A 24,476-nucleotide genomic window follows, 5' to 3' on the forward strand; every position below is an offset into this window, starting at 1 on the left:
TCCCCCACCCCGGAACCCGCTCGGCCGGAGTGCCCTCCGGTCGAGCGGTCCGGTGGCGGTCACCTGAGCGACCGCCACCGGATCCATCCGCATCCGCCCCGGACGAGAGGCTCATCGTGTCCGCGTTCGAGACCGTGCCCGGGCAGCCTGCCCACGGGGACACGGCCCGGCCGGGAAGCCCGCACCGGGGGCTGGTGGTGATCGTCGCCGCGCTCGTCGTGACCGCGCTGGTGGTGGTTTCCACCGGTGCGTCCGCGACCGTCGCCGGCACCCCGAACGACCGGTGGACAGGGGTGAGCCTCGAGTCCGCCGACCGGCCGGGTTTCGCGACGGCGTCGGTGGTGAAGCTGCTCATCGCGCTGGACGTCCTGCGCGCCCGCGACTGGCAGCCACCCGACCCGGGCACCGCGAGCGCCGTCACACGGGTGCTCCGGGACAGCGACGACCGCGCGGCCGCCCACCTGTGGGCCGAGCGGGGCGGCCCGGACGTCGTCACCAGGATGGTGGCCGAGCTGAACCTGACCGGGACCGTGGCGCCGTCCGAGCCGCGGGAATGGGAACTGACCCGGACCACGGGCGCCGACGTCGTCGCCGTCTACCGGTTCGTCCTGGACCGGCTGCCCGAACCTTCCCGCGAGCTCGTGCTCTCGGCGTTGCGCGAGGCGCCCCGGATCGCACTGGACGGCGTCGACCAGTACTTCGGCATCCCGGACGCGCTGCCCCGGCTGCCGCACGCGATCAAGCAGGGCTGGATGGTCGCCGGCGGTGAGCTGGTGCTGAACACCACCGGCCACGTCGGGGCCCACGACCGGTTCGTCGTCGTGTTGCTGACCCACCAGCCGGGGAGCACCTCCCGGCCCGAGGGCGGGCCGCCGTCACCGCGGGGATCGCGGCACTGCTCCCCGCCCTCACCGCGCCGGGATCGGCGCACTGACCCCCTCCGGAGGAGATCCCGATGTCCACGAACAAGAAGAAGAAGAAGCCGCAGGCCCGCCCGGGCAAGGCGGCACCGAACCCGATGGCCGAGCGCAGGGGAATCTCGATCAACACGGTGCTGACCGTGGTGGTCGTGCTGTTCGCCGCGTTCTCGATCGGCGGGGCGCTGCTCTCACCCGCGCCGCCCGACGAGGTGTCCGAGGAGCAGCTCGTCGCCGGCGCCAGCATGGTGACCGATCCCGGCCGGCCGGTGACGATGGTCGAGTTCCTGGACTACCAGTGCCCGGCCTGTTCGGCGTTCTACGACAACCTGACCGTCGGCATCGAACAGGACTACGCCGACCGGATCACCTTCGCGACCCGCAACTTCCCGCTGGAGATGCACGCGCTCGCGCCGCTCGCCGCACAGGCGGCCGAGGCGGCCGAGAACCAGGGCCGCTACACCGACATGTACCACCTGCTCTACGACGAGTACTCGGCCTGGGCCGGGAACGGTGCGGCCGCCGACGATGACGCGGCCCGCGAGCGGTTCACCGGTTACGCCGAGCGGCTCGGCCTCGACATGCCCCGGTTCCTGGCCGACCTGGACTCCGACGACGTCGTGGGGCGGGTGGAGGCCGACATGGATCTCGGCGAGGAGCTCGGCGTGTTCAGCACCCCGACGTTCTTCATCGACGGTCGCCGGTTCGAGCCGGTGGGCAGCACCTTCGCCGAGGTCGACCAGGAGATCCGTGCCGAGCTGGATCGGGCGCTGGCGGAGGCGGCGTGACCGGCACGACCGCCGGGACCGCTCCGGCACCGGCCCGCGACGGGGCCCGGCGCCGGCGCCGGGCCGGTGCGGTCTACCTGGTCGGTGGGGCGATCGGGTTGGTGGCGGCCGCCGTCCTGGTGCTGGAGCGGCTGGCGATGCTCAGCGACCCCGGTTACGTGCCGTCCTGCTCGATCAACCCGGTGATCTCCTGCGGCTCGGTGATGGAGAGCGCCCAGGCGTCGGTGTTCGGGTTCCCGAACCCGTTGATCGGTCTGGTCGCGTTCGCCGTCGTGGTGACCGGCGGCGTCGCGATGCTCGCCGGGTTCGAACCGCCGGCCTGGTTCACCGTCGGCATGCAGGTCGGCAGCACCCTCGGCCTGGTGTTCGTGCACTGGCTGATCTACCAGAGCCTGGCCGAGATCCACGCGCTCTGCCCGTACTGCATGGTGGTCTGGCTGGTCACGATCACCGTGTTCTGGTATGCCACGCTGGAGAGCCTGGCACTGGTCCGGCCGGCGCGGCCGCTGGTCGCGACGCTGCGCCGGTTCCATTCCAGCGTGCCGGCTATCTGGTACCTGCTGATCCTGGTGGCCGCCGCCTGGACCTTCCGGGGCTTCTTCTTCGGGCCGGGCTGAGTCACCCCCCGCTCGCAGCCGCTGTGTTGGATTGTAGGACGATTCCGTCGTGCATCCGTCGCGCTCCGACTTCACCGCGGTCGTCCTGCAGAACCTGGCGACCACCGCGCCGTACCACCTGAGCCATCTGGTCGACGCCGAGGAGAGCCGGTCCGGGGTCACCCCGGACCGGCTCCACCCCGCCTTCCACACCTCCTTCGACTGGCACTCCTGCGTGCACATGCACTGGCTCGGCGTCGAACTGCTGCTCGACGGCGAGGACGACCCCCGGCTGCCCGCCGCGCTCGGCCGCACCCTGACCGCACAGCGGCTGCTCGGGGAGGCGGCCCACCTCGATGCGCATCCGGTGTTCGAGCGCCCCTACGGCTGGGCGTGGGCGGCCCGGCTCACCGCCGCATCCGGCCGGCTGCCCCGGCCCGCCTGGCGGGACGCCCTGCAACCGTTGGCCGACACCGTGTACCGGCTCACCGAGGGCTGGCTGACCCGGCTCGACCACCCGGTGCGCCACGGACTGCACTCCAACACCGCGTTCGGCCTGACCCTGCTGCACGAGGCGGCGGACGAACTGGACCGCGCCGACGACACCGAACGGATCGCGGACGCGGCGCGACGACTGTTCGCCGGCGACCGGGGCTGGCCCGCGGGCTGGGAGCTCTCCGGACACGACTTCCTGTCCGCCGGGCTCTGCGAGGCCGACCTGATGTCACGCGTGCTGCCCGCGGACGAGTTCGCGACGTGGTTCGACGGCTTCCTCCCCGATCCCACGCCGCTGCTGCGGCCGGTCGAGGTCAGCGACCCGGGCGACCCGCACCTGGTGCACCTGGACGGGCTCAACCTGTCCCGGGCCGGTGCCGCACACCGGCTGGCGGCCGTGCTCGGTGACACCGGTCTCGCCGCGGCCGCCGAGGAACTGCTCGGCCTCGGTCTCCGGTCCCTGGGCAACCGGGACTTCGTGGCCACCCACTGGCTGGCCACGTTCGCGTGGGACGCGCTGCGCAGCCGGCCGGATCAGCGCCGGAGCATCTCCACGAACGGCGCCACGTAGAGGCGCCGGACCTGCTGCCAGCCCTCGTCCGAATCCAGGTCCAGCGTGCCGGGGGTCAGGACCAACGAGATGACCATCCGGACGAGCAGCTCGGCGAACGGCTCCGCGTGCTCCGGAGGGACGGCGAGCGCGGCGACGTCGATCTCCCGCCGGACGTGCTCGGCGATCCATCCGGTCGCCATCGCGAGCACCGGCCCGCCGGAGGTCGTCAGGTGCGGCAGGATCACGTCGGGCTCGGTGCGCAGCAGCCGGTTCAGCGCCACATGGTTGCGCAGGTAGTCGACGCAGAACCGGAATCCGACGACCATCGCGCCGTCGGCCGTCGACTCCTCCCGGACGACCTTGTCGGCCTCCTCGGTGAACAGCCGCAGCTCCTCCAGCACGAGCGCGCGGATCAACTCGTCCTTGCGCGGGAAGTAGCGGTACACCGTGACCCTGGCGAGGTCGCAGCGACGGGCGACCTCGTCCATCGTGAAGCGGCGGAGGCCGAACTCCTCGGCGACCCGCCGCGCGGCGCCGAGGATGCGGGCGGCCGTGGCATCGGTCTCCGCCGCACCGTCACGCATGGGGCCGGAGCGCTCGGGGCCAGTCGGTCCGCCCGTCAGCATGGGCGATGCATCCCTCCGCGTCGTCCGGCCATCGAGAGCGACCACCCGGTCGCGACCCGGGCCAGCTGCCGGCCGTGTCGTGTCCGGGGAGCATAACCGAGTGGCGCACAACCGCAGGTCGGCCGCGATCGGACGGACCGCAGCCCCGCGGCACCGGCCGGCCGGGCCCGGCGGATTCCCTCATGACTGTCCAGGCCACGACCCTGCCTGCCGTCGACACTGTTACAGGACCAGTACCACTGTATCGGCGATCGTGACGCCGGACAACGATCGGCGAGAGCCACCCGGGCGGGGCATCCGGTGACCGGTGACGACCCACGTGGGCACTCCACGTGATCGAGGTGACGAGCCTCCCCCCTTCTTCGCTCCGCCTCGGAGGGACCCGTATGTGATGATGTCGCGCTCGGTGACCATCGACCCGCGCGGAACGGCCAGACGGCACATCCCGACTCCCGCTAGCGTCGTCCGACAGTCGTTGACGAGAGGCAGGCGGAGCGACGATGCACGAGGCGAGGATCGACCTCTCCGGGCGTGCCGCGCTGATCACCCAGCGGCTGTGCCGTCCCGACTTCCTCGCCCACGTCCGGTTCACCTACCAGCCGATCGTGAGTCTCTCCGGTCGGACGACCGTCGGCGTCGAGAGCCTCGCGCGCTGGACCGACCCGCAGCTCGGCGAGGTCTCCCCGGTGGACTTCGTGCCGATCGCCGACGACACCGGCAGGCTCCCCGGACTCACCACCCGCGCACTGATGGACGGGATGCAGGTCGTCCGCGGCGGAGGCTTCCTGTCGGTCAACGTCGACGTCGCCGGGTTCTGCGACCCCACGTTCCCGGGCCGGGTCCTCGACGCCTGCACCATGCGGTCGTTCCCCCCGGACCGGTTGGTCCTCGAGGTGACCGAGACCGGCGTGATCGACGACCCCGGTTGGTTCCGCGCAGCGATGACGACGCTGCAACGAGCCGGTGTCCGGATCGCGGCCGACGACCTCGGCGCGGGACTGAGCACGCTCACCCGGGTGATCGAGTACCCGTTCGACGTCGTCAAGCTGGACCGCACGCTGATCCGGCTCGTGCACACCGGACGCGGCCGCCGCGCGTTGTGCCGGGCCCTGGACCTCGTGCACGAGCTCGGCGCGGTGGCCGTCGCCGAGGGCATCGAGGACTCCGCGACCGCGGAGCGGTGCGCGGGCGCGGGCGTGGATCTCGGGCAGGGCTGGCTGTTCGGCAGGCCGGCGCCACCCGGACACGCGCCGGTGGCCTGAGCGCCACCGGCGCTCCGGCAGGCTGCCGCGCACCCTGCGCCAGGTGGCCAGAGATCGGCCCCGAACCGGCCAGACGTACCCCGCCCGCCGTTCTAACGTCGCTGTGGTGAACGAGGTCGGATGAGGAGGGGATGACCACGTGCAGGACAAGATCGCGCTCGAGGAGCACCTCTCCACACGGGAGAACGGGCAGTACTGGGACGACTCGGGAGAGGCCGCTCGGAACGGGCAGGCATACATGGCCGAGGTGGCTCGTCGGCTGCTCGACGTCGACGACCGGATCGAGGCGATGGACCGTGCGGGCGTCGCGGTGTCCGTGCTGTCGCTGACGTCGCCGGGGGTGCAGGGCATCACCGACCCGCAGGTGGCGTCCACGGTCGCCCGGCACACGAACGACACGATCCACGACACGTTCGTCCACCGGCACCCGTCGCGGTTCGCGTTCTTCGCGACCGTCGCCGTGCAGGACCCGCACGCCGGTGCCGTCGAGCTGCAGCGGGCCGTCACCGAGCTCGGCGCCAAGGGTGCGTTGGTCAACGGCTACACCGACCTGCCCGACGGCGGGGTCCGCTACCTGGACCACCCGTCGTGCGAACCGTTCTGGGACATGGCGGCGGAGCTCGGCGTACCGGTGTACCTGCATCCGCGGGAGCCGCATCCGGGCTCGCGCGGCATCTACGAGGGTTACGAGTCGCTGGTCGGTTCGGCGTGGGGGTTCGGCCACGAGACGGCCACGCACGCGGTGCGGCTGATGCTGTCCGGGTTGTTCGACCGTCGCCCCGGTCTGCAGGTCGTGCTCGGCCACCTCGGTGAGGCGCTGCCGTTCCTGCTGCCCCGGCTCGAGCACCGGTTGCACAAGCAGCGGGAGGGCACCGGGCTCGGCAGCGCGAAACGGACCGTGACCGAGTACTTCACGTCGAACATCGTGCTGACCACGAGCGGCCACTTCGACACCAAGGCGCTCGCCTACACGATCAGCACGATCGGTTCGGACCGCGTGCTGTTCTCGACGGACTACCCCTACGAGACCATGGACGAGGCGGCGAGCTGGTTCGATTCGGCCCCGCTGAACCGTAATGACGCCGCCCGGATCGGGCGACTGAACGCGGCGGATCTGTTGCGGATCCCGACCGCCTAGGAGCTGCGGGCCGGTTGCCGCTTCTTCCCCGGGACGGAACCCGGCTCGCGACTGTTCCGGGTACCGGCGTTGCCCCCCGGCGCCGGTACCCGGAACCCCATTCCCCCACGTTCCTGTACGACCGGCCGAGGACGGGCCGCCGGTCGGGGAGCGGACGGTGGGCCCGGGGACACCGGGGGCAGGCGCGGCCCGCCCTCGGTGTCCGCCGGCGCGGCCGGGCGCGGCACGGTGGGTGGCCGGCATACCTATCCCGCCGGGTTCACGGCCCAGTCCGGCATGTCGGGGAACGGGGCCAGCCGGTGGGCCGGGGGTTCGGTGCCGTGCAGATGGCGCACGAGATGGTCCCAGGTGCGCCGGGTGACGTAGTGCAAGCGGCCCGTGAAGTTGTGCTCGACACCGGGGACGACGAGCATGTCGACGTCGGCGTCGGCCTCGATGAGCGCTTCGACCAGGCGCATGCTCTGGTGCGGGAGCACGTTGTCGTCGAGCTCGCCGTCGATCAGCAGCAGCTTGCCACGCAGGCCACCGGCGTGCGGGGGGTTCACCAGCGCCCGCCGGTTCTCATCGGTGATCTCCCCATGGTTCTGCTCGACCCAGAACGGCAGGTAGATCGAGAAGTCGTGCGGCCCCGCCTGGGCGACCCCCACCGAGAAGAACCCGGGGCGGGTCAGCAGGGCCCTGGCGGTGAGGAACCCGCCGCCGGAGTGCCCGGTGATCCCCACCCGTCCCGTGTCGAGCCAGCTGTACCGGCGCCCGAGCTCACGGATGGCGGCGACATGGTCGTCCAGTGCCGCAGCCATGCCGAGGTCACCGTAGGAGTGGTCGAGGAACGCCTTGCTGCGCAGCGGGGTGCCGCGGCCGTCCAGGGCGACGACCGCGAAGCCGAGCGCCGCCAGCGCCTCGGGTTCCCCGGTGAACAGGTCACCGAACGCCGGTGAGGCACGGTGGATGTTCGGGCCGGGGTAGGTGTGGTCGACGACGGGGTAGCGCTGCGTCGGGTCGAAACCGTACGGGCGCCACAACAGGCCGTAGATCGGAGTGTGCCCGTCGGCGGAGGTGGTCCGGAACCGTTCCGGAGGGGTCCATCCGGCAGCTTCCAGCGCTGCCGTGTCCGGGGCCTCCAGCTCGACCAGCACCTGTCCCTGGTCGTCGAGCACCCGTGCCCGGGGCGGGAGACCGACGGTCGAGGCGCGGTCGACCAGGTAGCCGCCGCGGGGCGGGGCGACGGCATCGTGGTCGAGATCGTCGTCGGTGACCCGGACGAACCCGCCACCGTCGAGATCGGCCCGGCAGATCTGGCGCAGGTAGGGGTCGGCGTTCAGCCCGCAGGCCAGGAACCAGACCTGCCGGCGGTCCTCGTCGACCCACAGGACCCGGCGGACCAGCCACTGGCCGTCGGTGACCCGCCCGAGCAGCTCACCGTCCGCGGAGTAGCGATAGAGATGGCCCCACCCGTCGCGCTGGGACCACCAGAGGATCTCCCCCGAGTCCAGGACGCGCACCAGCGGCGGGACGTGCAGGTAGGGCGAGGGATCCACCCGGGTCGGGCCGGTCTCGGTGATCAGCGTCGTCCACGCGCCCGTGTCGGGGTCGAGCCTGCGCAGTTCGAGGGTCCGCCCGTCGCGGGACTGATGCAGGACGTGCACCGACTTGCCCTTCTCGCCGGTCCACCACCGCCGGTCCAGAGCGTAGGGCGAGGTCAGCTCCTCCGGCCCGCCGGCAGCGGTCGTGTTCCGGCGCGTGCCGACGTCGAGGACGTGCCAGGTCATCGTCGCCTGCACCTCGTCACCGGGCATCGGGTAGCGGATGCGGTGCACGACCGGCCGGCCCCCGCCCTTCGGCGCCGCCTCGACCAGGACCTGCTCGGGCAACTCCCGCTGGTCGATCCGGTGGGTGATCAGCCGAGTGGAGTCGGGGGACCACTCCGCATGCAACAGCGACCCCACGCCCAGCAACGGGAGCTTGACCTTCGTGGCCGCCTCGAGGAACCCGCCGTAGTCCCAGTGCGGTTCGGCGTCGGTGGTGAGCGCGAACTCCTGCCGACCGTCGCGGCTGCGTACCCACACGTCGCCGGCACGTCGGAACGCCACCCACGCCCGGTCCGGTGACGCGATCTCCCCCGGCCCGACCGGCGGGCCCTCGTCCTCGACCCGTGTGCAGGTCCCCGTGCGCTCCGACCACTCCCACCTGGTGTCGAACGCCGAGAACCGGAGCACGTCCGGTTCCCGGCCGGGGACCTCGTACTCCGGTGCGGTGATGGGCAGGTCGTCGGCCGGCACCGCGTGCCCGGACGCCTCCGAGAGGGCGGTGGCGAGCCGATCGTGGTCGAACGCCTCCCGGCGGACGCCCACCGCCGGATCGACCAGGACGTGCCGCCCACCGGACCGGTAGCGGAACCGGGCACCGTCGGCGGACCACTCCGGCACCACCGAGGCGTTCGGGATCAGCCGTGCCCGGTACGGCGCGAGCATCTGCTCGGCGCGGGCGTAGTCGGCGTCGGTGAGCTGGATGCGCTCGGGCTGGCCGGTCATGATCGGGACCTTTCGTCGGGAGCCGGTCCGACCACCGAACACTCTGACGTCGCGTCGGGGTCGACGCGACTGCGAGGCAGATCACATGCGCGAAGGGCGGGCCCCGGCCCGGTTCATGACGGTGTACCGATGGCGCCCGGCCGGGACCGCCCCCGACGGTGCCGGCGTCGCGGTCCCGGTCGTCGTCACGCTCCGCGATCCCTCAGAGGAACGGGGTCGCCGGGTCCAGACCGACGAGCACCCGCCCGTGCACCTCGAGGTTGGTGTTGAGCGCCAGCGCAGCGTGCAGCGTGAGCGCCTCGATGTCGCGGAAGATCCGCTGGATCGGCACGTCCGACTGGATCGACGAGGCGCCGCTCATGCTGTTGAGCTGCTCGATCGCCAACCGGGAGAGCCGGACGACGTGCGCGGCCTCGGCCCGCATCGCCGCGCGCTCGGCGACGTCGAGATCACGTCCCTCGCGCGCCGCGTCACCGATCCGGGTGGCGAGGTCGTGACTGAGCACCTTCGCGGCGCGGATGTTGACCGCTGCGTCGGCGACCCCGATGTGGGTCACCTGCGCCTCGGACTGCACCCAGTTCGTGTAGGTGATCTTGCGGCCGGGAAGGCGCTCCAGGAAGGTGTCCAGGGCACCCTCGGCCATGCCGACCGGTGCCCCGGTGCTGTTCACCAGGACGAACGGGAAGAACGCGGCGCGGTAGAGCGGGGAGCCGGCGGTCTTCGCCGACAGGTTGGTGCCGGTCAGCGCACCCATCAACGGCAGCACCCAGTGGCTCGGGACGAAGACGTCCTTCGCGACGGTCGCGTTGCTGCCGGTGCCCGCGAGGCCGCTGGGGTGCCAGTCGTCCTCGATCGTCAGGTCCGACATCGACACCAGGCACAGCAGCATCTGCGGTGGCCCGCCGGCCGGGTCGTCGAGCCGGGCGGCGAGGGTGTCCCACTGGGCCGAGCGGCAACCGGTGTTGAACGGCCAGCGGCCGGTCAGGCGGTAACCGCCCTCGACCGGGGTGAGCACCCCGCCGGGGCTGAAGATGCTGGCGCTGCGGACGTCGGGGGACGTGAAGACCGCATCCTGCGCACGATCGTCGAACAGCCCGAGGAAGTAGGAGGCCACCGAGTGCAGCGAGCACACCCACGCGGTGGAGCCGCATCCACGGGCGACAGCTGCCAGGATGCGGACCTGCGCGGTGAGGTCGAGCTCGAGCCCGCCGTGGTGACGGGGGGTGGAGATGCGGAACACCCCCGCGGCCTCGAGTGCGTCGATGTTCTCCTGAGGCACCGAACGCTGTTGCTCGGCCAGCGATGCGTTCGCGCGCAGGAGCGGAACGAGATCGACGACCGCGGCCTCGACCTCCTCGGCCGTGGTGGGGCGGGGCTTGCTCGCCAGGGTCATACGGTCCTCCTTCGTTGGAGCGGGCCGATCAGCCGACCGACGTCAAAGTAGGAGCGGAGCAGACGGACCAGTAGCCGGATACCGAACTTCTCATCCATTTCCTGTCGGCAGCAGCGCTTGACTACGGGATCGACCGCTCGTTTTGATGACGGACACTTGTCCGCTAGACAAACGGGCCGGAGGTCGCGATGACGCACAACGGCATGACACCGCTGCGGATCGCGCACCGGTCCGCCACCCGGGGGCCCGTACCGCTGGAGCGACACCGGGTGCTGACCTCCCGTGACCCGGACGTGGTGCGTGAGGGTGCGACGACCCTGCTCGCCCGGCACCGCATGGAGTTCGACGGGGCGACGACGGCGCTCGCGGCCGACATCAGACACGTCCGCATCGCCGGGATGTCACTGATGGGCTTCCACTACGGCACCGCCGTACGGATCTCGGGGCGCCCCCTGAGGACGTTCGCCACCGTGCACCTGCCCCTGCGCGGCCGGCTCGAGATCGGCTACCGGGGTGAGCGGCTGGTCGCCGGGCCCCGCCGCGGTGCGGTCTTCTCCTCGACCTCGCCGATGGAGATGCGCTGGAGCGGGGACCTGTCACTGCTGGTGCTGCGGGTCGAGCAGACAGCCGTCGAGGAACGACTGCAGAACCTGATCGACCGCCCGATCGACCAGCCGGTCGCCTTCGATCCCGGCGTCGACGTCACCGGCGCGGACGCCGGCCTGGCGGGTGCGGTCCGGGCGCTACTGGGCACGATCGACTCGTGCGGACCCGGCGGCCTGCCGCCCGTCGTGGCCACGGAGTTCGAGCGCACGATCCTGAACCTGCTGCTGCTCAGCCACCGGCACAACTACTCCGGGCGGTTGACCGAGTACGTGGCGCTCCCACCGCCGCGGATCGTCTCCACCGTCCTGGAGCACATCGACGCGACACCGGAGGGCACGCTGAGCGTCGGTGAACTCGCGCGGGCCGCCGGCGTCGGCGAGCGCGCGCTGCACCTGGCCTTCCGCAGGTACCTGGGCACCACCCCCGCGGCGTACCTGCGCCAGGTGCGGTTGGAGCGCGCCCACGCCGACCTGGTCGCCGGCCGGCCGGAGGACGGCACGACGGTCACCGACATCGCCCTGCTGCACGGGTTCGCGCACGGCGGGCGGTTCGCCGCCGCCTATCGCAGGCGGTTCGGCGAACCTCCGTCGGTGACCCTCCAGCGCTGACACCTGCTCCGGACCGGCGATGCCGCCCACCCCGATTCCGCGGCCGGTGACGAGGCCGGAGCACGCAACGCACACCGGTGGCGGTGGCCTCAGCGACAGATCATCGCCGGGGCCGGACGGGTACAACGAGTAGGTTCGTCCACCCTCCTGGATCGGAGCGACCCGTGAGCCCCTCCGTCGGCGGCCGGGCCGGTGCCCGCGAATGGGCAGGCCTGGCGGTTCTCGCGGTTCCCACCGTGCTGCTCGGCCTGGACATCACCGTGCTCTACCTGGCGTTGCCCGAGCTGTCGGCGGACCTGCGGCCCAGCGCCGTGCAGAGCCTGTGGATCATGGACGTGTACGGCTTCCTGATCGCCGGATTGTTGATCACGATGGGCACGGTGGGCGACCGCACCGGCCGGCGCAGGCTGTTGATGATCGGCCTGGGCGCGTTCGCCGTGGCCTCGGTCGCCGCTGCGTACGCCCCCACGTCCGAGGCGCTCATCGCAGCCAGGGCCGCCCTCGGTGTCGCCGGCGCGACCCTGATGCCCTCGACGCTCGCGCTGATCAGGACGATGTTCACCGACGTGCGGCAGCGCAGCCTCGCGATCGGTGTCTGGGCGACGATGTTCGCGCTCGGGATGGCCCTCGGGCCGCTGGTCGGCGGAGTGCTGCTGGAGCGCTTCTGGTGGGGCTCGGTGTTCCTGGTCGCCGTCCCGGTCGTGCTGGTCGTGCTCGCGGCGGCGCCGGTCGTGCTGCCCGAGTACCGCGACCCCGAGCCCGGGCGGCCCGACCCGATCAGTGTCGTGCTGTCGCTGCTCACCGTGCTCCCGTGGGTGTACGCGGTGAAGCACGGCGCGGCCGAGGGCCCGGACGCACACGCGCTGCTCACCGCCGCGGCCGGGACGCTGTTCGCCGTGCTGTTCGTCCGGCGACAGAACCGGATGCCCGACCCGCTGCTCGATCTACGGCTGTTCCGGGTGCCCGCGTTCGCGGCGGCGCTGGTGATCCTGCTCGTCGTGCTCGTCGGGGTGGGTGGCGCGATGTTGCTGGTGACCCAGCACCTGCAGTTCGTCGAGGGGTACCGCCCCCTGGTCGTCGGGCTGTGGATGGGGCCGGCCGCGCTGGCGATGTTCCTGGCCGCGGTCGGTGCCCCACTGCTCGCCCGGCGGATCCGGCCCGGCGTCGTCGTGGGTGGGGCGTCGGCCGTCGCCGCGGCCGGGCATCTCCTGCTCGCCACGGCCGACGGCCCCGGCTCGGTCGGTCCGGTGGTCACCGGGTTCGCGCTGGTGTACCTGGGCCTCGGTGCGGTCGCCGCGCTCGGCACCGACCTGGTCGTCGGCAGCGCTCCGCCGAACCGGGCGGGTTCGGCCGCGGCGATGTCGGAGACCGCCCAGGAGCTCGGCTTCTCCCTCGGGGTGGCGGTGCTGGGGAGCGTGGCGGGTGCGGTGTACCGCGCGGCCGTCCGGTCGCACCCGGACCTGGGGTTCGACGACGCCACCGGGACGAGCCTGGCGAACGCCGTCTCGGAGGGCCTTTCACCGGCCGCGCTGGATGTCGCCCGGCAGGCGCAGACGGCCGGCCTCACCGTGGTCGGCGCCGGCACCGGCCTGGTGATCGCGGTGCTGGCGGTGGTTGCACTGGTGACGCTGCGGGGGGTCGGCGCCGTCGGCAGCGAACCGACCGTGCCCGCCCCGGAGCGGAGTGCCGCGCGCTGACGCGCGCGATCCGGCCGGCTCGGCCGAAGCGTCCGGCACCCGGCGGGATGAGGCCGTACCGCGCCGGCGGTTCTGCCGGACGCGTGCACGGTCCCCGGCACCACGGGGACGCGGTCGCGGCGAGGCGTCCGGGTACGCATTCCGCACCGGCGCCGTCCGCCCTGGAACCGGGGCCGCGGCCCGGCCGGCGCACTCCCACCGCCGACCGGTCATAGGTCACGAAACGGTGTCGGCGGGAACTTCCACCCGATCGACACCCACTACTTCTACGTCTCGTAGAGCAACCGCGGGGCGGCCAGTGTCCACGTCGGTGGTGTTGTCGGCGGTGTTCACCACCTACCGCTCAGCTGTGAGGAGAACTCGTGTCCGAACTGACCGACACCTCGACCGGGGGCACCGAACCGGTACCCGACCGGTCGGACGGACCACCGGTGCGCACGGACGGCCACGACAGTGGCCTGCGGCGGGGACGCGGGTCCTGGTGGTGGTCGGGCCTGCGACCGCTGGTGCTGCGCCTGCACTTCTACGTCGGTGTGTTCATCGGCCCGTTCATCCTGGTCGCCGCCGTGACCGGGTTGCTGTACACGATCACACCGCAGCTGGACCAGATCCTCTACCGGGACGCGCTGCACGTCCCGGTCGGCTCGTCCGCCCTGACGTTGCAGGAACAGGCCGGCGCCGCGGCCGAGGCGGTCCCCGGCGGAGTGATCACCCAGATCCGCCCGCCGGTCGGGCCGGACTCGACCACCCGGGTCACCTTCGACGCACCCGGTGTCGCCGAGGACTACGCGCGCACCGCGTTCGTCGATCCCTACACCGGTGAGGTGCGGGCGGTGCTCGACACCTTCGGGGAGTGGCTGCCGGCGCGGGCCTGGATCGACACCCTGCACCGCAACCTGCATCTCGGCGACGTCGGTCGGGTCTACTCGGAGCTGGCCGCCAGCTGGCTGTGGGTGCTCGCCCTGTCCGGGATCATGCTCTGGGTCATCAGGCGGCGCCGGGCGGCCCGGGTCCGTCGCACCCTGTTGCCGGAACGGTCCGCGCGCGGCAGGGCTCGGCTCCGGTCCTGGCACGGCGCCGTGGGGCTCTGGGCGGCCCTGGGCATGCTGGTCCTGTCCGCCACCGGCCTGACCTGGTCGAATTTCGCCGGGTCCAACGTCGGCGAGTTGCGCTCGGCGCTGAGCTGGACGACGCCGCGGGTGTCCCAGGAGATCTCGACGCCCGACGCCGTGTCGGCCGAGCCATCGGCCGATCCGGCCACGGTCGGCGCCCTGGCCGAGGAGGTGCTGGCCACCGCCCGCGCCGCGGGCATGTCCGGCCCGGTCGCGATCACCCCACCCGACGAGGCGGCCCAGGCGTGGAAGATCGCCGAGGTCACCCGGTCCTGGCCGCTGCAGCAGGACGCGATGGCGATCGACCCGGCCACCGGGCAGATCCTCGACACCGTGCGGTTCGCCGACTGGCCGTTGATGGCGCAGGCCGCCGAGGTCGGGATCTCGATGCACATGGGGATCCTGTTCGGCGTCGCCAATCAGCTGCTGCTGGCCGCGGTGGCCCTGGCGATCATCTGCGTCGTCGTCTGGGGCTACCGGATGTGGTGGCTGCGCCGTCCGACCCGCCCGGGCGCCACCGCTCCCGGGGGTGTGCAGCAGCCCAGCGCGGGCGCGGTCGCGCTGGTCGGGCTCGCCGCGATCGTCCTCGGGGTGTTCTTTCCCCTCCTCGGGGTCTCGTTGGTGCTGTTCCTGCTCATCGACGCCGTCCGGCGGTCGCGCCAGGCCCCGGCCGGCCCGGACGCCGGGACCCCCGGGCCCTCCGAGGACCCGGCGCCCCTCGGTGAACCGGCCGAGCGATGAGTCCGCCCTAGGGCGACCGAATCCCGGCGTCTGCGCTGCCCTGCACCGAAGGGAACCGATCATGAGCGAACCTGAGGCCCGCTCCACCGCGGCCGAGACCCATCTGCGCGAGCTGCGTGCGGCCTTCACCGCGCGGACCGGTGGCGACCCTGGTCGGGCGGTTGCGTGGGGACGACTACGCGCGGTTCCTCGAGCTCGGCGCCGAGTACGCGCCGCGCCCGCCGTACGGGACCGGCACCCCACAGACGGCCGGCCCGCAGCTCGAAGCCCTCGCCCGGGACTTCTTCGCCACCGTCGAACACGGCCTACGCGCCCGCTGACCGGCCCCCACCGGGAGCGCGGTCCACGAGGATCAGGGCACGTCTACGGGCCGCACGGGATCGTCGCGGGTCAGGAGAGCATCCGGAGCTGGAAGGGGTAGTCGTAGGACTGGTTGTTCGAGGCGCGAATCGCCCCCTTGATGTGGCACCACGCGGAGACCACGAACAGGACGAGCAGGAGCGGGAGCGCGACGATGATCCCGATCACGGTGAAGATCAGCACCCAGCTGAGGACGAAGAGCACCCAGAACGTCAGGTTGAAGTTGAACGCGCCGGCGGCGGCCCTGCGCGCGAACGGGTCGTCCTTCTTGATCAGCCACACCAGCAGCGGGCCCAGCAGGCTCAACAGACCGGCGCTGAGGACCGCGGCGATCGGGGCCGAGAGATGGGCCAGTACGGCTGCGATCCGGCTGCTGTCGGACGGGGTGGGAGCTGACGGGGTGGGGTGCGTCTGCGACATCGAGATCCTCTCCTGTGGCCCGCGGCCGGGCGGCCGCGCACCGGCGCAGCTGGACGAGACCGCCGGCCCGCACCACCCTGCCAGGCACCGGAGCGGAAACGGGTCGCCCGGGCGTGTGCTCGCGCCGCCGTCACCCGGACGCGCGCCGCGCACGACCGGGCCGTCGCCCGCCCGCTGCCACGAGCGCGGGCGGAGCGCCGGCTACTCGCGTGCTTCGTAGCTGAACAGCGCAGCGAGCTGCGCGCCGCTGCGCCGGGAGCGGGGAGAGGCCGGCTGCACCCGGGTACGGAGCGCGGCGACGGCGTCGCGCAGGTCGCTTCCACTGCGCAGCTGACCCGCGCGCGCCTGCTCCACCAGGGTGGCGATCGCGGCGTCGTCGGTGGTGGGCAGGTGCACCACGTGCCAGAGCAGCTCCCGCACGTTCGAGCGGTGGCCGCCCTGCTCGGCGATGCGCTCCAGGTGCTCCACCAGCTCCCAGGTCTGTTCGCGGCCAGCGGCGCGGACGGCGAACACCGGCCGGTCCCGGCCCCGGTCATGAAGCTCCCGTAACCGGTCCTGGGCCCGGTACGCCCAGTACAGGAAGCCCAACGCGATCAGTACCACCGCCGCTGCGCTCGTGCGGTCCGACGCCGTCATCAACCCGACGCCCACCAACAGCACACCGGCCACCATCGCCACCCGGCCGACGTACCGGGACCAGGTGGGCCGCGGCCGCGCGCGGTCGCGCACGTCGCTGAGCACGGCAAGGACCTCGGCCGACGGGATCCGGGGGTCGGCCACGATCAACTGGCCGGCACGGGGCAGGGCCACGCCCCACCAGCGGACGTCGCCTCGGATCGGTGGGGTCACGCGGTGCTGCACCGGTTCCCGGACGCCCGGTGCCCCCGCGCTCGACGGGCCGGGGCGAACGTCCGCACGGACGATGACGGCACGACCACGGCACACCACAGGTTCAGCACGGAACCCGCGCCCGGCCCGGCTGTCGGGCGCGACCCTGCCGGCCCGCCCGGCCGCGCTGTGTGCGGCGGCGGCCGGTTCACGGATCCGACCGTGGCGGGGGCGAGGCCGACGCGGGACCCGTCCGGACCCGTACCCGGTTGCGCCCGGCCCGCTTCGCGGCGTACAGGGCCTCGTCGGCGGCGGCCAACAGGTCGTCGACCTCGACCCCCGCACCCGGCGAGACCGCGGCCCCGACCGACACGCTCAGCCCGGTGATCACCGTCGGCTCCCGGGGCGCGGGCACGACCGGCACCGACAGTGTCTCCACACGCTGCCGGATCCGCTCGCCCAGTTCCAGCACCGCGGCGTACCCGCCGGCCTGTTCGCTCTTCATCGTGCTGATCGCCGCGACGAACTCCTCGCCGCCGAACCGGCCCACCACGTCTCCGTCGCGCATCTCGGCCGACAGCAGCCCCGCCATCGCCTCCAGCACCGCGTCCCCGCCGAGATGGCCGTGGCGGTCGTTGACCTCCTTGAAGTGGTCCAGGTCCATGATCAGCACCCCGGCGACGGTGTGCCGTCCGACGCAGGCGTCGACGAGTTCGCGGGCACGTTCCCGCCACGCCGTGGCGTTGAGCAACCCGGTCTTGGTGTCGGTGCTGGCCTGAGTCTCCAACACCCGGATCAGCGTCGTCTGCTCCAGCAGGACCAGCAGCGGCAGCAAGACGATCAGCAACAGCCAGCTCAACGGCAGGATCACCGCGGCGACCAGCCCGCCCAGACACAGCGTCGCCAGTTCCAGCGCGCTCTCCCCGCCGGCCAGGACGACCAGGAACCGCGATCCCGGCTGCGACAGCCGGATCGCCGTGACCACCAGCACGATGTTGATGGCCGTGTAGACGGCGAGCGAGCACGCCAGCACCACGACCCCGAGCACCGAGCCGTAGTCGGTACCGCTGCCGAACAGTGCGCGCACGGCCGACACCGCGTACACCGCCACGACCACGGTCGAGGTCGAGTAGACCTGCCGGTACAGCGGAGTCCCGGCCGGTCGGAACACCCGCAGGTACAGGTGCCCGTAGATCGTCACGACCGTCGCCGCCGCCAACAACGGCGGCAGCACCAGTGCGGCCGCGAACGTCCACACCGACGAGGTGTCGACGTGCCGGGTCTCGGCGATCCGCCGCCGCAGCCGCTCCACCCGCAGCGACAACTCGGTGTGCGCGGCCGCGGCTGCCGCGATCCCGGCCGACGTCGCCCACAGCATCAGGTCATCGGTGGGCGACACCTGCCAGAACACGTCACCGGCCAGGAGCAGAACGGCCACGCCCTCGACGGCGACCAGCAGCGCGACGACACGTCCGGGGACCTGCTCGAGAATCCGGCGACGGCTACGAGACCGAGGCGGGGGTTCCGCGCACCGGGTCGGTCCGGCATGTCCAGCCACGTGCCTCGAACTCTCCTCGAAATCTGCACCTCAGCGTAACCCCATCAGGGCCGGCGGCCCTAGCCCGCGGGGGCAGTGCCGCGATCGCGCTCGCCAGGACGGTCCCGGTGCGAAGACCCGGAACCGGTTGCCGTCGGGGTCGGCCATCTCGATCCATCGGACACCGTCCGTGTCGTGTTCGGCGTAGCGGGTCGCTCCGGCCCGTTCGGCCCGGTCCGCGATCGCCCGCCAGTCGTGGCCGTCGGGGAGGCCGATGTCCAGACCCAGCCGGGAGGAACCGGATCCGGCGGAGTCGTCCCGCTCGAACATCCAGGTGATCGGGCCGATCTCGTGATGGAAGTCGAGCATGACCAGGTCCGCCGAGGCGGGGCCGGACACCGGGAGCTCCATGACCTCGGCCCAGAAGGTCGCGAGGCGCTCGGGATCCGCGGTACGGAACGAGTACATGCCCACCAACGGTCCACCAGGAGTGTCGGGGCTTCATGTGGTCCTCCAGTCGTGCTTCGGCCGGTCCGATCACAAGGCGGACCGTGCCCGGTCCGCGATCTCATCGGTCGGTCGGCACTTGTCCGCGAGCGCATCACGCAGGCCGGTGCTCGGCCGGGTGGGCGGGCCGGGCGCAGACCCAGCACCGGGTGGTGCGCAGCCGGCTCCAGATCGTCACCGACGTCTCGGCGACGCCTACCGCGGAGGAAGCCACCTGTCCCGTCGGTCGTCCCGGGGGGTCGGGTTCGTCGCGTTCCTACGCCGGCTGCGGGTCCGGTTCCCGACCGGGCGGGGGTGGGGGCAGCAGCTCGCGCCACCCACCGACGACCAGCGGGGGGTGCGGCGATGTCGTGTCGGGGGTCGAGCACGTGCTGCAGGGCTATCCCGCGCAGCTCCCCCGACCACTCGCAGGGCCACGGCGTCCGAGGTGGCGTCGGCGCTGATGGTGTCCGCCGCGTACTCGGTGGTGGTGTCGTCGCGAGTGGCGCCCCGGAGCCCCTCGTCGCGGGCCTCGCGCATCACCTCCGCGAGGCCCGCGACGTTGCTGCCCCCGCGGCGTCGCCCCCAGAGCAGCAGGAAGGGCCGCCAGTCGGAGTCGACAGAGGACAGTGCCGTCAAGTGGCCCTCGAGGAGATCGAGCAACCGGTCGAGACCGGGCGGACGCTGCGCCAGGCCGGGCAGCAGGCCGGTGTGGGCGTCGCGGACCAGGGCGTAGAGCAGGCCCTCTTTCGGCCCGAAGTGGTGACTGACCATGTTCCGGCTGTAACCGGCCCGCTGACCCACCGAGGCGAGGGTCAGGGCCGAGACCCCTGCCTCACCAGTAGCTGCGCACGTCTACCGCATGACCGTGGCGACCCTCGTGGACGAGGCCGGCCTTACTCCCCGCCAGGCCGCCGGCCTCCTGGAGGTGTCCGCGATCCCAGGGATAAGCCGGAGGCGGATCGTAACGAGGACAAGGAGTCAGGTGTGTGACCTGGGATGATGTGGCCCACAGGACTGCTCCCACAGCGACTACGGCGGTGGGACCGCCTCTGCACCCGCGCAGATTGCCCGTCCCGCCATCGACGTCATCGCCTCGTCGACGGTGGACCGGTGCTTGCCCGGACGACCAGCTCGGTGGCCAACAGCTCGCGGCGGGGTTCGACCGGATGCCCGCGCAGACTCCGGTCGATGGCATCGACCACGAGCCCGACGGCGATACGCCCCTTCCGATCGATGCCCTGCGCCACGGTGGTCAGCGCGGGCCGGATTCTCCGGCAAGCGGAACGTCGTCGAACCCGACGACGGACAGGTTGTCGGGTACCGCCAGGCCGCCGACCAGCTCGGGCACGCCAAGATCTCGATGACCCAGGACAACTACTTCGGGTGCAAGGTCGCCCAGACCGGGGCAGCCGGAGTCCTGGAAGTTTTCAGCAATCCCGGGGTAATCCGGGAGTGGATCTCGATGACTCCGAGAAACCAGGATCGTGACCTGGGAGAATGTGGGCCCCCGGGGGATCGAACCCCGAACCCGCGGATTAAAAGGACGTAGTACAGAGGCGCCTGGACCCTCGACCAGCATCAACAGTGCAACCGACGGACTCCGCAGCCAGCACTACTCACACCACACGGCCATAGTTCGCACCACGGTTGATCCCACGGTCCTGCTCGTCCGGCGCGGCCACTGCAGTGCCGGGACATCTGGTACCCGACAGTGTCGGGCCAACGCCCTACTCTCACGACGTGTCGGAGCAGCCGCAGACCGAGTCACGTAGCCGGACGCCGTGGGGGTACGAGGAGATTGTGCTCGCGTGCGACCTGGTGGTCGCCAACAACTGGCACGCGCTCGACCGGCGCACCGACGACCGGGTCGCTGAACTGTCGTCCGTGCTGCGCCAGATGTCGCCCATGCGCGCCGCGCAGGACCCGACGTTTCGCAACGTTCAGGGTGTCGGGAGGAAGACCCACGACATCGCAACGCTCCATCCGGAGTACTCCGGCCAGCCAACCAAGGGCGGCAAGCTGACCGCTGCCGTGGTCGCGGCGTTCCTTACCGAACCGGGCCGCATGGGCGATCTAGCGACTGCCATCCGAGCCGCTGGCTCACTGTCACCTGACGAAGCTCCTCCACCGGATCTTGACGACGAAGCAACGTTCGCCGAGGGGCGCCCGTTCGAACGACGGCACCTCGCACGCGAGCGGGATCCCGAGGCCCGACGACGGAAGATCATTCAGGTGCATAATAACAACGGTGTTGTTCGTTGCGAGGTGTGTCGGTTCGACTTCGAGACGGTGTACGGCGACCGGGGGCGAGACTTCATCGAGTGTCACCACCGTGACCCGTTGAGCGTCTCTGGGCCCCGGCAGACCGCTCTCGGCGATCTGGTGCTGCTGTGCTCGAACTGCCACCGGATGATTCACCGGTACCGCCCGTGGCTCACAGTCGAGCAGCTCATGGAGCTGGTGACCGCTAGGTCGTGACTGACAGGAACGCCACAGGCGTCTGACTCGGGCCAGGACGCAACTGAGCACCACGGCCCAGCGCTTCACGAGCGAACGACGTGCTGATTACAAGTCCGTCCACGGCGGTCGCACCGTGCTCTGATCAGCCAATCCGCGCACGTGCCCGGTCCCACGGTGCACGCCGAGGATCACCGTGCGCACCATGAGTAGGTCACGCGGGGTGTCACGCGGTGCGCTCGGCGCCTCGAAGCAGTCCCGACAGGCGATGCCGACCCTGAACCTGACGTGTCCCAGGTTCGGCGTACGACTGTGGTCAGCGGTAGCCCACCGGAGCCGTAGACGCTGCTCAGCGCCAGAGTCGATCAACGGCGGCGCTCACCCAGGATCGACGAACTGCGGGCATAAGCGTGCGGGAAACCGTGCGGTCGCAAGCGAAGTCTGCCGAATCTCGCTTCCGTGATTCTCAAGGCGCCGCCTCTGGCGGCGCGGGGCCGGCCACGCCGGCCCCGCGCTACCGGGCGCTGCGCTCGCTCCACGAGGCGTACTCGAAGCCGACGGTTGCGACAGCGAGGAGCGCCAGCCGAGCACGATTCAGCCGGTGCCAACGACTGACAAGACGCAACCGCTCATCTTCTGCGATCGGTGACCCGTCATCGAGTAACCGCAGGTTGACGGTCCGGATGATGTACCCCGACAGCGCAGTCGCGCATAGTGACGATGCCGCTGCCACGGCGGTCGCTCTCTGCCCCGCTCCACGTCGCGTGGCCAACGCGGCGGATCCCAACGCGCAGCTGAGCACCATGAGCGCTGAGGGAATGTGATAGCGCGCAGGGCTTCCATGGGCCAACGGCCCTCGCGACGCTGGCCGCCGGTTCGGGCTGTCGTGCTCATCGGCAAGCCGGTCGGGCATCCGAACGACCGCTTCGTACAGATTGACGAAGAGCCACTGGGTATGACTCAGCCGCGCTACCGTCAAGACCGCAGTTTCCCGCTGTCGGCGCCGCTCGTCGGTTTGGCTTCGTCGCTTCGGCACGGGGGCAGCGTGGCAGGTCGGTCATCACAGGCCAAGGCACGGCCTCCGCCCGGACCCGACACCGCTTCGGAAACCGAAGTAGTGCGGGCTGGTGATCTCCTCACGGCGCGCCGAGACGGCTACCAGACCGAGGGGATGAGCCCGCACCACGAGAAGATCACCAGCAGGCCGGAGCGCGCGGGATAGAAGCCCCCACCGGGGCATTCTTGGGACAGGAAACACCGCGACACGAGTCGAAAGGGACCCGAATGACTACCGGCGCGCGGACCGGAAAGCCCAGGTCACGCGGCATATCGCACCCCAACCGTTACGACGGCGCCAGACTCTGCGGGTTCGAGCCGGCGACCGCTCGGGTGTAAAGCGCGTGCGAGACGCCTCACGATGCCTCTACCGGCAACGATCCTTCGTTGCTGCCCTCGACCGACACCCCTGACATCAGTCGCAGCTGACGTTTCGTGTCACGACACGTGTCATGTCCTCATACGCGGCCGTATGGCCGGCTACCGGTTCGGGCGGCGGCCGCGGCTCTGCCGTGTCGGTGGGGCGACGAGGACGTCCATGCCGAGGTGCTGCTGGGCCAGGGCACGCAGGCCGCTCCCCTCGATCAGCTCGACCCGGCCGTTCTCGGCTGCCTTGGTCCAACACCCGCTGGAGAACCATGACGTTGTGATCAGTACAGCTCGGCCGGCGCGCTTCTCATCCATCGCGCCGACCAGCTCCCGGATATGGTTCACACCGAGTACGCGCGTGTACTTCTTGGCCTGAACGATCGTCAGCCCGCCGATGAGCGGGTCCGGGTTGACGACGACGGCGTCGACTCCGTCGTCACCCTTCTGGTTCGTGGTCCAGCCTTGCAGCCCGCGTGCCTCCAACAGCTGACGGACGAAGTGCTCGAACTCCGTCGGTGTGATCTTCGTCAGATCGGTCCGCGAGTCCACTTCCGCCACGACGTCGACACTTGCTGTGAAAGCGAACCGAGCCAGGTCGAAGTCCCGCACCGGTGTGACCGCCTCGACCAGGTGCGGATGATGTGAGACCAGCGCGTTCAGGTGCTCCAAGCACTTCTGCGGAGTGACGTCGCAGGCTCACCCCCAAATACGTCTCACGATCAACACCGAAGCTGATCAAGCATGGATACTCTCGCTGGCCTGTCGCTGGGCGAATGGAGCGCACGTGCCCGCTCAGCTCGACGTTGACCAGCTCCGAGTCGGCCTCGAACAAGTCCCGCATGTACAACAGAGCGATCTGGCTGACCACCGACCGGTAGACCTGCGCGATCCAGCTGGCCGGCCGCGGCTTCTCCTTCGTCGTCGCACTCGACACGACATAGCTGTAGGAGACCACGGGGGGCACGACGTCGACCGGCGGCAGCTCGAACCGAATAACCGCCTGCTCCCCCAGAGGGTTGTAAGAGATGGTTTCAGAATGAGCTCGGTGTGTCTGTTGTAGACACTCGCTGAGCTGCGGCAGATCCGTCCCGCATGGCTGCCGATCTTGTTCCTGACTCGTTGTGGGAGCGCGTGGAACCGCTGCTGCCGGCCCATCCACCGCGCCGGTACCGGTTCCCCGGGCGCAGGCCGGTCGACGACCGAACCGCGCTGCGCGGGGTCATGTACGTGCTCCGCAACGGGATCAGCTGGAGCCAGCTCCCGACCACCGCGTTCGGCGTCTCGGGGGTGATCTGCTGGCGGCGGATGCGGGACTGGACCGAGGCCGGGGTGTGACCGGCGCTGCACGAGCTGCTGCTGGCCGAGCTGCGCGCCGCCGGTGAACTCGACCCGGACCGGTGCGCGGTGGACTCCTCGCACATCCACGCGCTCACAGGGGGGCATGTCGGGCCGTCACCCGTCAACCGTGGCCACCCCAGTTCCAAGCACCACCTGATCGTCGACGCCCACGGTCTCCCGCTGGCCGTCACGCTGACCGGCGCCAACCGCCACGACATCACCCAGCCGATGTGAGGACAGCTCGGCCGCCACGCCGGCACCCACGTGAGGTCCAGGCGACCGTGGCTACGACTCCAACCCACACCGACGACGCCTGCGCGAGCGCGGGATCCGCCCGCTAATCGCTCGCCGCGGTGTCGCGCACGGCCCCGGCCTCGGGAAAGTCCGCTGGGCCATCGAGCGCGGTTCCGCCTGGCTACACGCGTTCAAGCGCCTGCGGACCCGCTACGAACGCCGCGCCGACATCCACCTCGGCTTCCTCCAACTCGCCTGCGCCCTGATCTGTCACCGCGAACTCAGGAAGTCATTCTGAAACCATCTCTAAGCCAGATCAGATCTC

General features: G+C 71.1%; 21 protein-coding genes and 2 pseudogenes. 12 read left to right on the plus strand and 11 right to left on the minus strand.

All coding sequences use genetic code 11. The annotated features are described in order from the left end of the window. Positions 1-116: 116 nt before the first annotated feature. The 4 genes from AB0J24_RS10935 to AB0J24_RS10950 are packed head-to-tail and all read left to right on the plus strand — an operon-like array spanning position 117 to position 3,367. On the plus strand, positions 117-1,058 hold the full coding sequence (locus AB0J24_RS10935; protein ID WP_358678837.1) for a hypothetical protein: 942 nt from the start codon (positions 117-119) through the stop codon (positions 1,056-1,058). Next, the gene (locus AB0J24_RS10940; RefSeq protein WP_358678839.1) at positions 956-1,705 is read left to right on the plus strand and encodes a thioredoxin domain-containing protein; all 750 of its coding nucleotides are present in this window, start codon (positions 956-958) and stop codon (positions 1,703-1,705) included. The genes AB0J24_RS10935 and AB0J24_RS10940 overlap by 103 nt, the downstream gene beginning before the upstream one ends. After that, complete coding sequence (locus tag AB0J24_RS10945; RefSeq protein ID WP_358678842.1) at positions 1,702-2,322, plus strand: vitamin K epoxide reductase family protein; 621 nt, start codon at positions 1,702-1,704, stop codon at positions 2,320-2,322. The genes AB0J24_RS10940 and AB0J24_RS10945 overlap by 4 nt, the downstream gene beginning before the upstream one ends. 49 nt (positions 2,323-2,371) lie before the next feature. Beyond that, positions 2,372-3,367 carry a DUF2891 family protein gene (locus tag AB0J24_RS10950; RefSeq protein WP_358678845.1) on the plus strand — a complete coding sequence of 332 codons (996 nt, stop codon included), beginning with the start codon at positions 2,372-2,374 and terminating at the stop codon, positions 3,365-3,367. On the opposite strand, the gene AB0J24_RS10955 is transcribed toward AB0J24_RS10950, so the two are convergent. Further along, a complete protein-coding gene (locus tag AB0J24_RS10955) occupies positions 3,331-3,975 on the minus strand; it encodes a TetR/AcrR family transcriptional regulator (protein ID WP_358678847.1) in 645 nt (214 codons plus the stop codon). The two genes, AB0J24_RS10950 and AB0J24_RS10955, sit on opposite strands and share 37 nt — an antisense overlap. Positions 3,976-4,475: 500 nt before the next feature. On the opposite strand from AB0J24_RS10955, the gene AB0J24_RS10960 reads away from it, so the two are divergent. Both AB0J24_RS10960 and AB0J24_RS10965 read left to right on the plus strand, forming a co-directional pair. Next, positions 4,476-5,237 (plus strand): EAL domain-containing protein, encoded by a 762-nt coding sequence (locus AB0J24_RS10960; RefSeq protein ID WP_358678850.1) that lies wholly within the window; start codon positions 4,476-4,478, stop codon positions 5,235-5,237. Positions 5,238-5,376: 139 nt separating this feature from the next. Continuing rightward, positions 5,377-6,375 (plus strand): amidohydrolase family protein, encoded by a 999-nt coding sequence (locus AB0J24_RS10965; protein ID WP_358678853.1) that lies wholly within the window; start codon positions 5,377-5,379, stop codon positions 6,373-6,375. Between the two features lie 245 nt (positions 6,376-6,620). On the opposite strand, the gene AB0J24_RS10970 is transcribed toward AB0J24_RS10965, so the two are convergent. After that, positions 6,621-8,906 carry a DPP IV N-terminal domain-containing protein gene (locus tag AB0J24_RS10970; RefSeq protein WP_358678856.1) on the minus strand — a complete coding sequence of 762 codons (2,286 nt, stop codon included), beginning with the start codon at positions 8,904-8,906 and terminating at the stop codon, positions 6,621-6,623. Positions 8,907-9,108: 202 nt separating this feature from the next. After that, entirely contained in the window at positions 9,109-10,299 is a 1,191-nt protein-coding gene (locus AB0J24_RS10975) for an acyl-CoA dehydrogenase family protein (RefSeq protein ID WP_358678859.1), read from the minus strand. A 188-nt stretch (positions 10,300-10,487) separates the two neighbouring features. On the opposite strand from AB0J24_RS10975, the gene AB0J24_RS10980 reads away from it, so the two are divergent. From AB0J24_RS10980 to AB0J24_RS10995, 4 genes are all read left to right on the plus strand, one after another. Then, the gene (locus AB0J24_RS10980) at positions 10,488-11,513 is read left to right on the plus strand and encodes an AraC family transcriptional regulator (protein ID WP_358678862.1); all 1,026 of its coding nucleotides are present in this window, start codon (positions 10,488-10,490) and stop codon (positions 11,511-11,513) included. A 164-nt stretch (positions 11,514-11,677) separates the two neighbouring features. Continuing rightward, complete coding sequence (locus tag AB0J24_RS10985; RefSeq protein WP_358678864.1) at positions 11,678-13,210, plus strand: MFS transporter; 1,533 nt, start codon at positions 11,678-11,680, stop codon at positions 13,208-13,210. 362 nt (positions 13,211-13,572) lie between these two features. Then, positions 13,573-15,063 (plus strand): PepSY domain-containing protein, encoded by a 1,491-nt coding sequence (locus AB0J24_RS10990; protein ID WP_358678867.1) that lies wholly within the window; start codon positions 13,573-13,575, stop codon positions 15,061-15,063. Positions 15,064-15,203: 140 nt separating this feature from the next. Then, positions 15,204-15,383, plus strand: a complete 180-nt coding sequence (locus AB0J24_RS10995) for a hypothetical protein (RefSeq protein WP_358678870.1) — start codon at positions 15,204-15,206, stop codon at positions 15,381-15,383. 70 nt (positions 15,384-15,453) lie between these two features. Here AB0J24_RS10995 and AB0J24_RS11000 read toward each other — a convergent pair whose 3' ends face one another. The 6 genes and pseudogenes from AB0J24_RS11000 to AB0J24_RS11025 all read right to left on the minus strand — a co-directional run bounded on the left by AB0J24_RS11000 (position 15,454) and on the right by AB0J24_RS11025 (position 19,944). Continuing rightward, positions 15,454-15,843 carry a DUF4870 domain-containing protein gene (locus AB0J24_RS11000; protein WP_358678872.1) on the minus strand — a complete coding sequence of 130 codons (390 nt, stop codon included), beginning with the start codon at positions 15,841-15,843 and terminating at the stop codon, positions 15,454-15,456. Between the two features lie 201 nt (positions 15,844-16,044). Next, positions 16,045-16,653 carry a hypothetical protein gene (locus AB0J24_RS11005; protein WP_358678875.1) on the minus strand — a complete coding sequence of 203 codons (609 nt, stop codon included), beginning with the start codon at positions 16,651-16,653 and terminating at the stop codon, positions 16,045-16,047. A gap of 226 nt (positions 16,654-16,879) precedes the next feature. Beyond that, positions 16,880-18,109, minus strand: a complete 1,230-nt coding sequence (locus AB0J24_RS11010) for a GGDEF domain-containing protein (RefSeq protein WP_358678878.1) — start codon at positions 18,107-18,109, stop codon at positions 16,880-16,882. A 150-nt stretch (positions 18,110-18,259) separates the two neighbouring features. After that, on the minus strand, positions 18,260-18,676 hold the full coding sequence (locus AB0J24_RS11015) for a VOC family protein (protein ID WP_358678881.1): 417 nt from the start codon (positions 18,674-18,676) through the stop codon (positions 18,260-18,262). Between the two features lie 234 nt (positions 18,677-18,910). Further along, positions 18,911-19,522 (minus strand): annotated as a pseudogene (locus AB0J24_RS11020) (TetR/AcrR family transcriptional regulator); the annotation flags it as partial. A 260-nt stretch (positions 19,523-19,782) separates the two neighbouring features. Then, positions 19,783-19,944, minus strand: a complete 162-nt coding sequence (locus tag AB0J24_RS11025; RefSeq protein WP_358678884.1) for a hypothetical protein — start codon at positions 19,942-19,944, stop codon at positions 19,783-19,785. Positions 19,945-20,437: 493 nt separating this feature from the next. Here AB0J24_RS11025 and AB0J24_RS11030 point away from each other — a divergent pair, with 493 nt between their 5' ends. Continuing rightward, positions 20,438-21,175 (plus strand): HNH endonuclease, encoded by a 738-nt coding sequence (locus AB0J24_RS11030; protein WP_358678887.1) that lies wholly within the window; start codon positions 20,438-20,440, stop codon positions 21,173-21,175. A gap of 493 nt (positions 21,176-21,668) precedes the next feature. On the opposite strand, the gene AB0J24_RS11035 is transcribed toward AB0J24_RS11030, so the two are convergent. Next, the gene (locus tag AB0J24_RS11035; RefSeq protein WP_358679398.1) at positions 21,669-22,067 is read right to left on the minus strand and encodes a DUF1772 domain-containing protein; all 399 of its coding nucleotides are present in this window, start codon (positions 22,065-22,067) and stop codon (positions 21,669-21,671) included. 623 nt (positions 22,068-22,690) lie between these two features. After that, positions 22,691-23,248 (minus strand): restriction endonuclease, encoded by a 558-nt coding sequence (locus AB0J24_RS11040; RefSeq protein ID WP_358678890.1) that lies wholly within the window; start codon positions 23,246-23,248, stop codon positions 22,691-22,693. Positions 23,249-23,671: 423 nt separating this feature from the next. On the opposite strand from AB0J24_RS11040, the pseudogene AB0J24_RS11045 reads away from it, so the two are divergent. After that, a pseudogene (locus AB0J24_RS11045) lies at positions 23,672-24,449 on the plus strand (IS5 family transposase). Positions 24,450-24,476: the final 27 nt, after the last annotated feature.

The organism is Pseudonocardia sp. NPDC049635 (assembly GCF_040659795.1).
Taxonomy (GTDB): Bacteria; Actinomycetota; Actinomycetes; order Mycobacteriales; family Pseudonocardiaceae; genus Pseudonocardia.

What these genes read in the sequence shown, in the direction of transcription:
- AB0J24_RS10940 (WP_358678839.1), top strand. Translation starts at nt 956, where the DNA reads ATGTCCACGAACAAGAAGAAGAAGAAGCCGCAGGCCCGCCCGGGCAAG.
- AB0J24_RS10955 (WP_358678847.1), bottom strand. Translation starts at nt 3,975, where the DNA reads ATGCTGACGGGCGGACCGACTGGCCCCGAGCGCTCCGGCCCCATGCGT.
- AB0J24_RS10960 (WP_358678850.1), top strand. Translation starts at nt 4,476, where the DNA reads ATGCACGAGGCGAGGATCGACCTCTCCGGGCGTGCCGCGCTGATCACC.
- AB0J24_RS10970 (WP_358678856.1), bottom strand. Translation starts at nt 8,906, where the DNA reads ATGACCGGCCAGCCCGAGCGCATCCAGCTCACCGACGCCGACTACGCC.
- AB0J24_RS10975 (WP_358678859.1), bottom strand. Translation starts at nt 10,299, where the DNA reads ATGACCCTGGCGAGCAAGCCCCGCCCCACCACGGCCGAGGAGGTCGAG.
- AB0J24_RS10980 (WP_358678862.1), top strand. Translation starts at nt 10,488, where the DNA reads ATGACGCACAACGGCATGACACCGCTGCGGATCGCGCACCGGTCCGCC.
- AB0J24_RS11000 (WP_358678872.1), bottom strand. Translation starts at nt 15,843, where the DNA reads ATGTCGCAGACGCACCCCACCCCGTCAGCTCCCACCCCGTCCGACAGC.
- AB0J24_RS11015 (WP_358678881.1), bottom strand. Translation starts at nt 18,676, where the DNA reads ATGTACTCGTTCCGTACCGCGGATCCCGAGCGCCTCGCGACCTTCTGG.
- AB0J24_RS11035 (WP_358679398.1), bottom strand. Translation starts at nt 22,067, where the DNA reads ATGCCCGACCGGCTTGCCGATGAGCACGACAGCCCGAACCGGCGGCCA.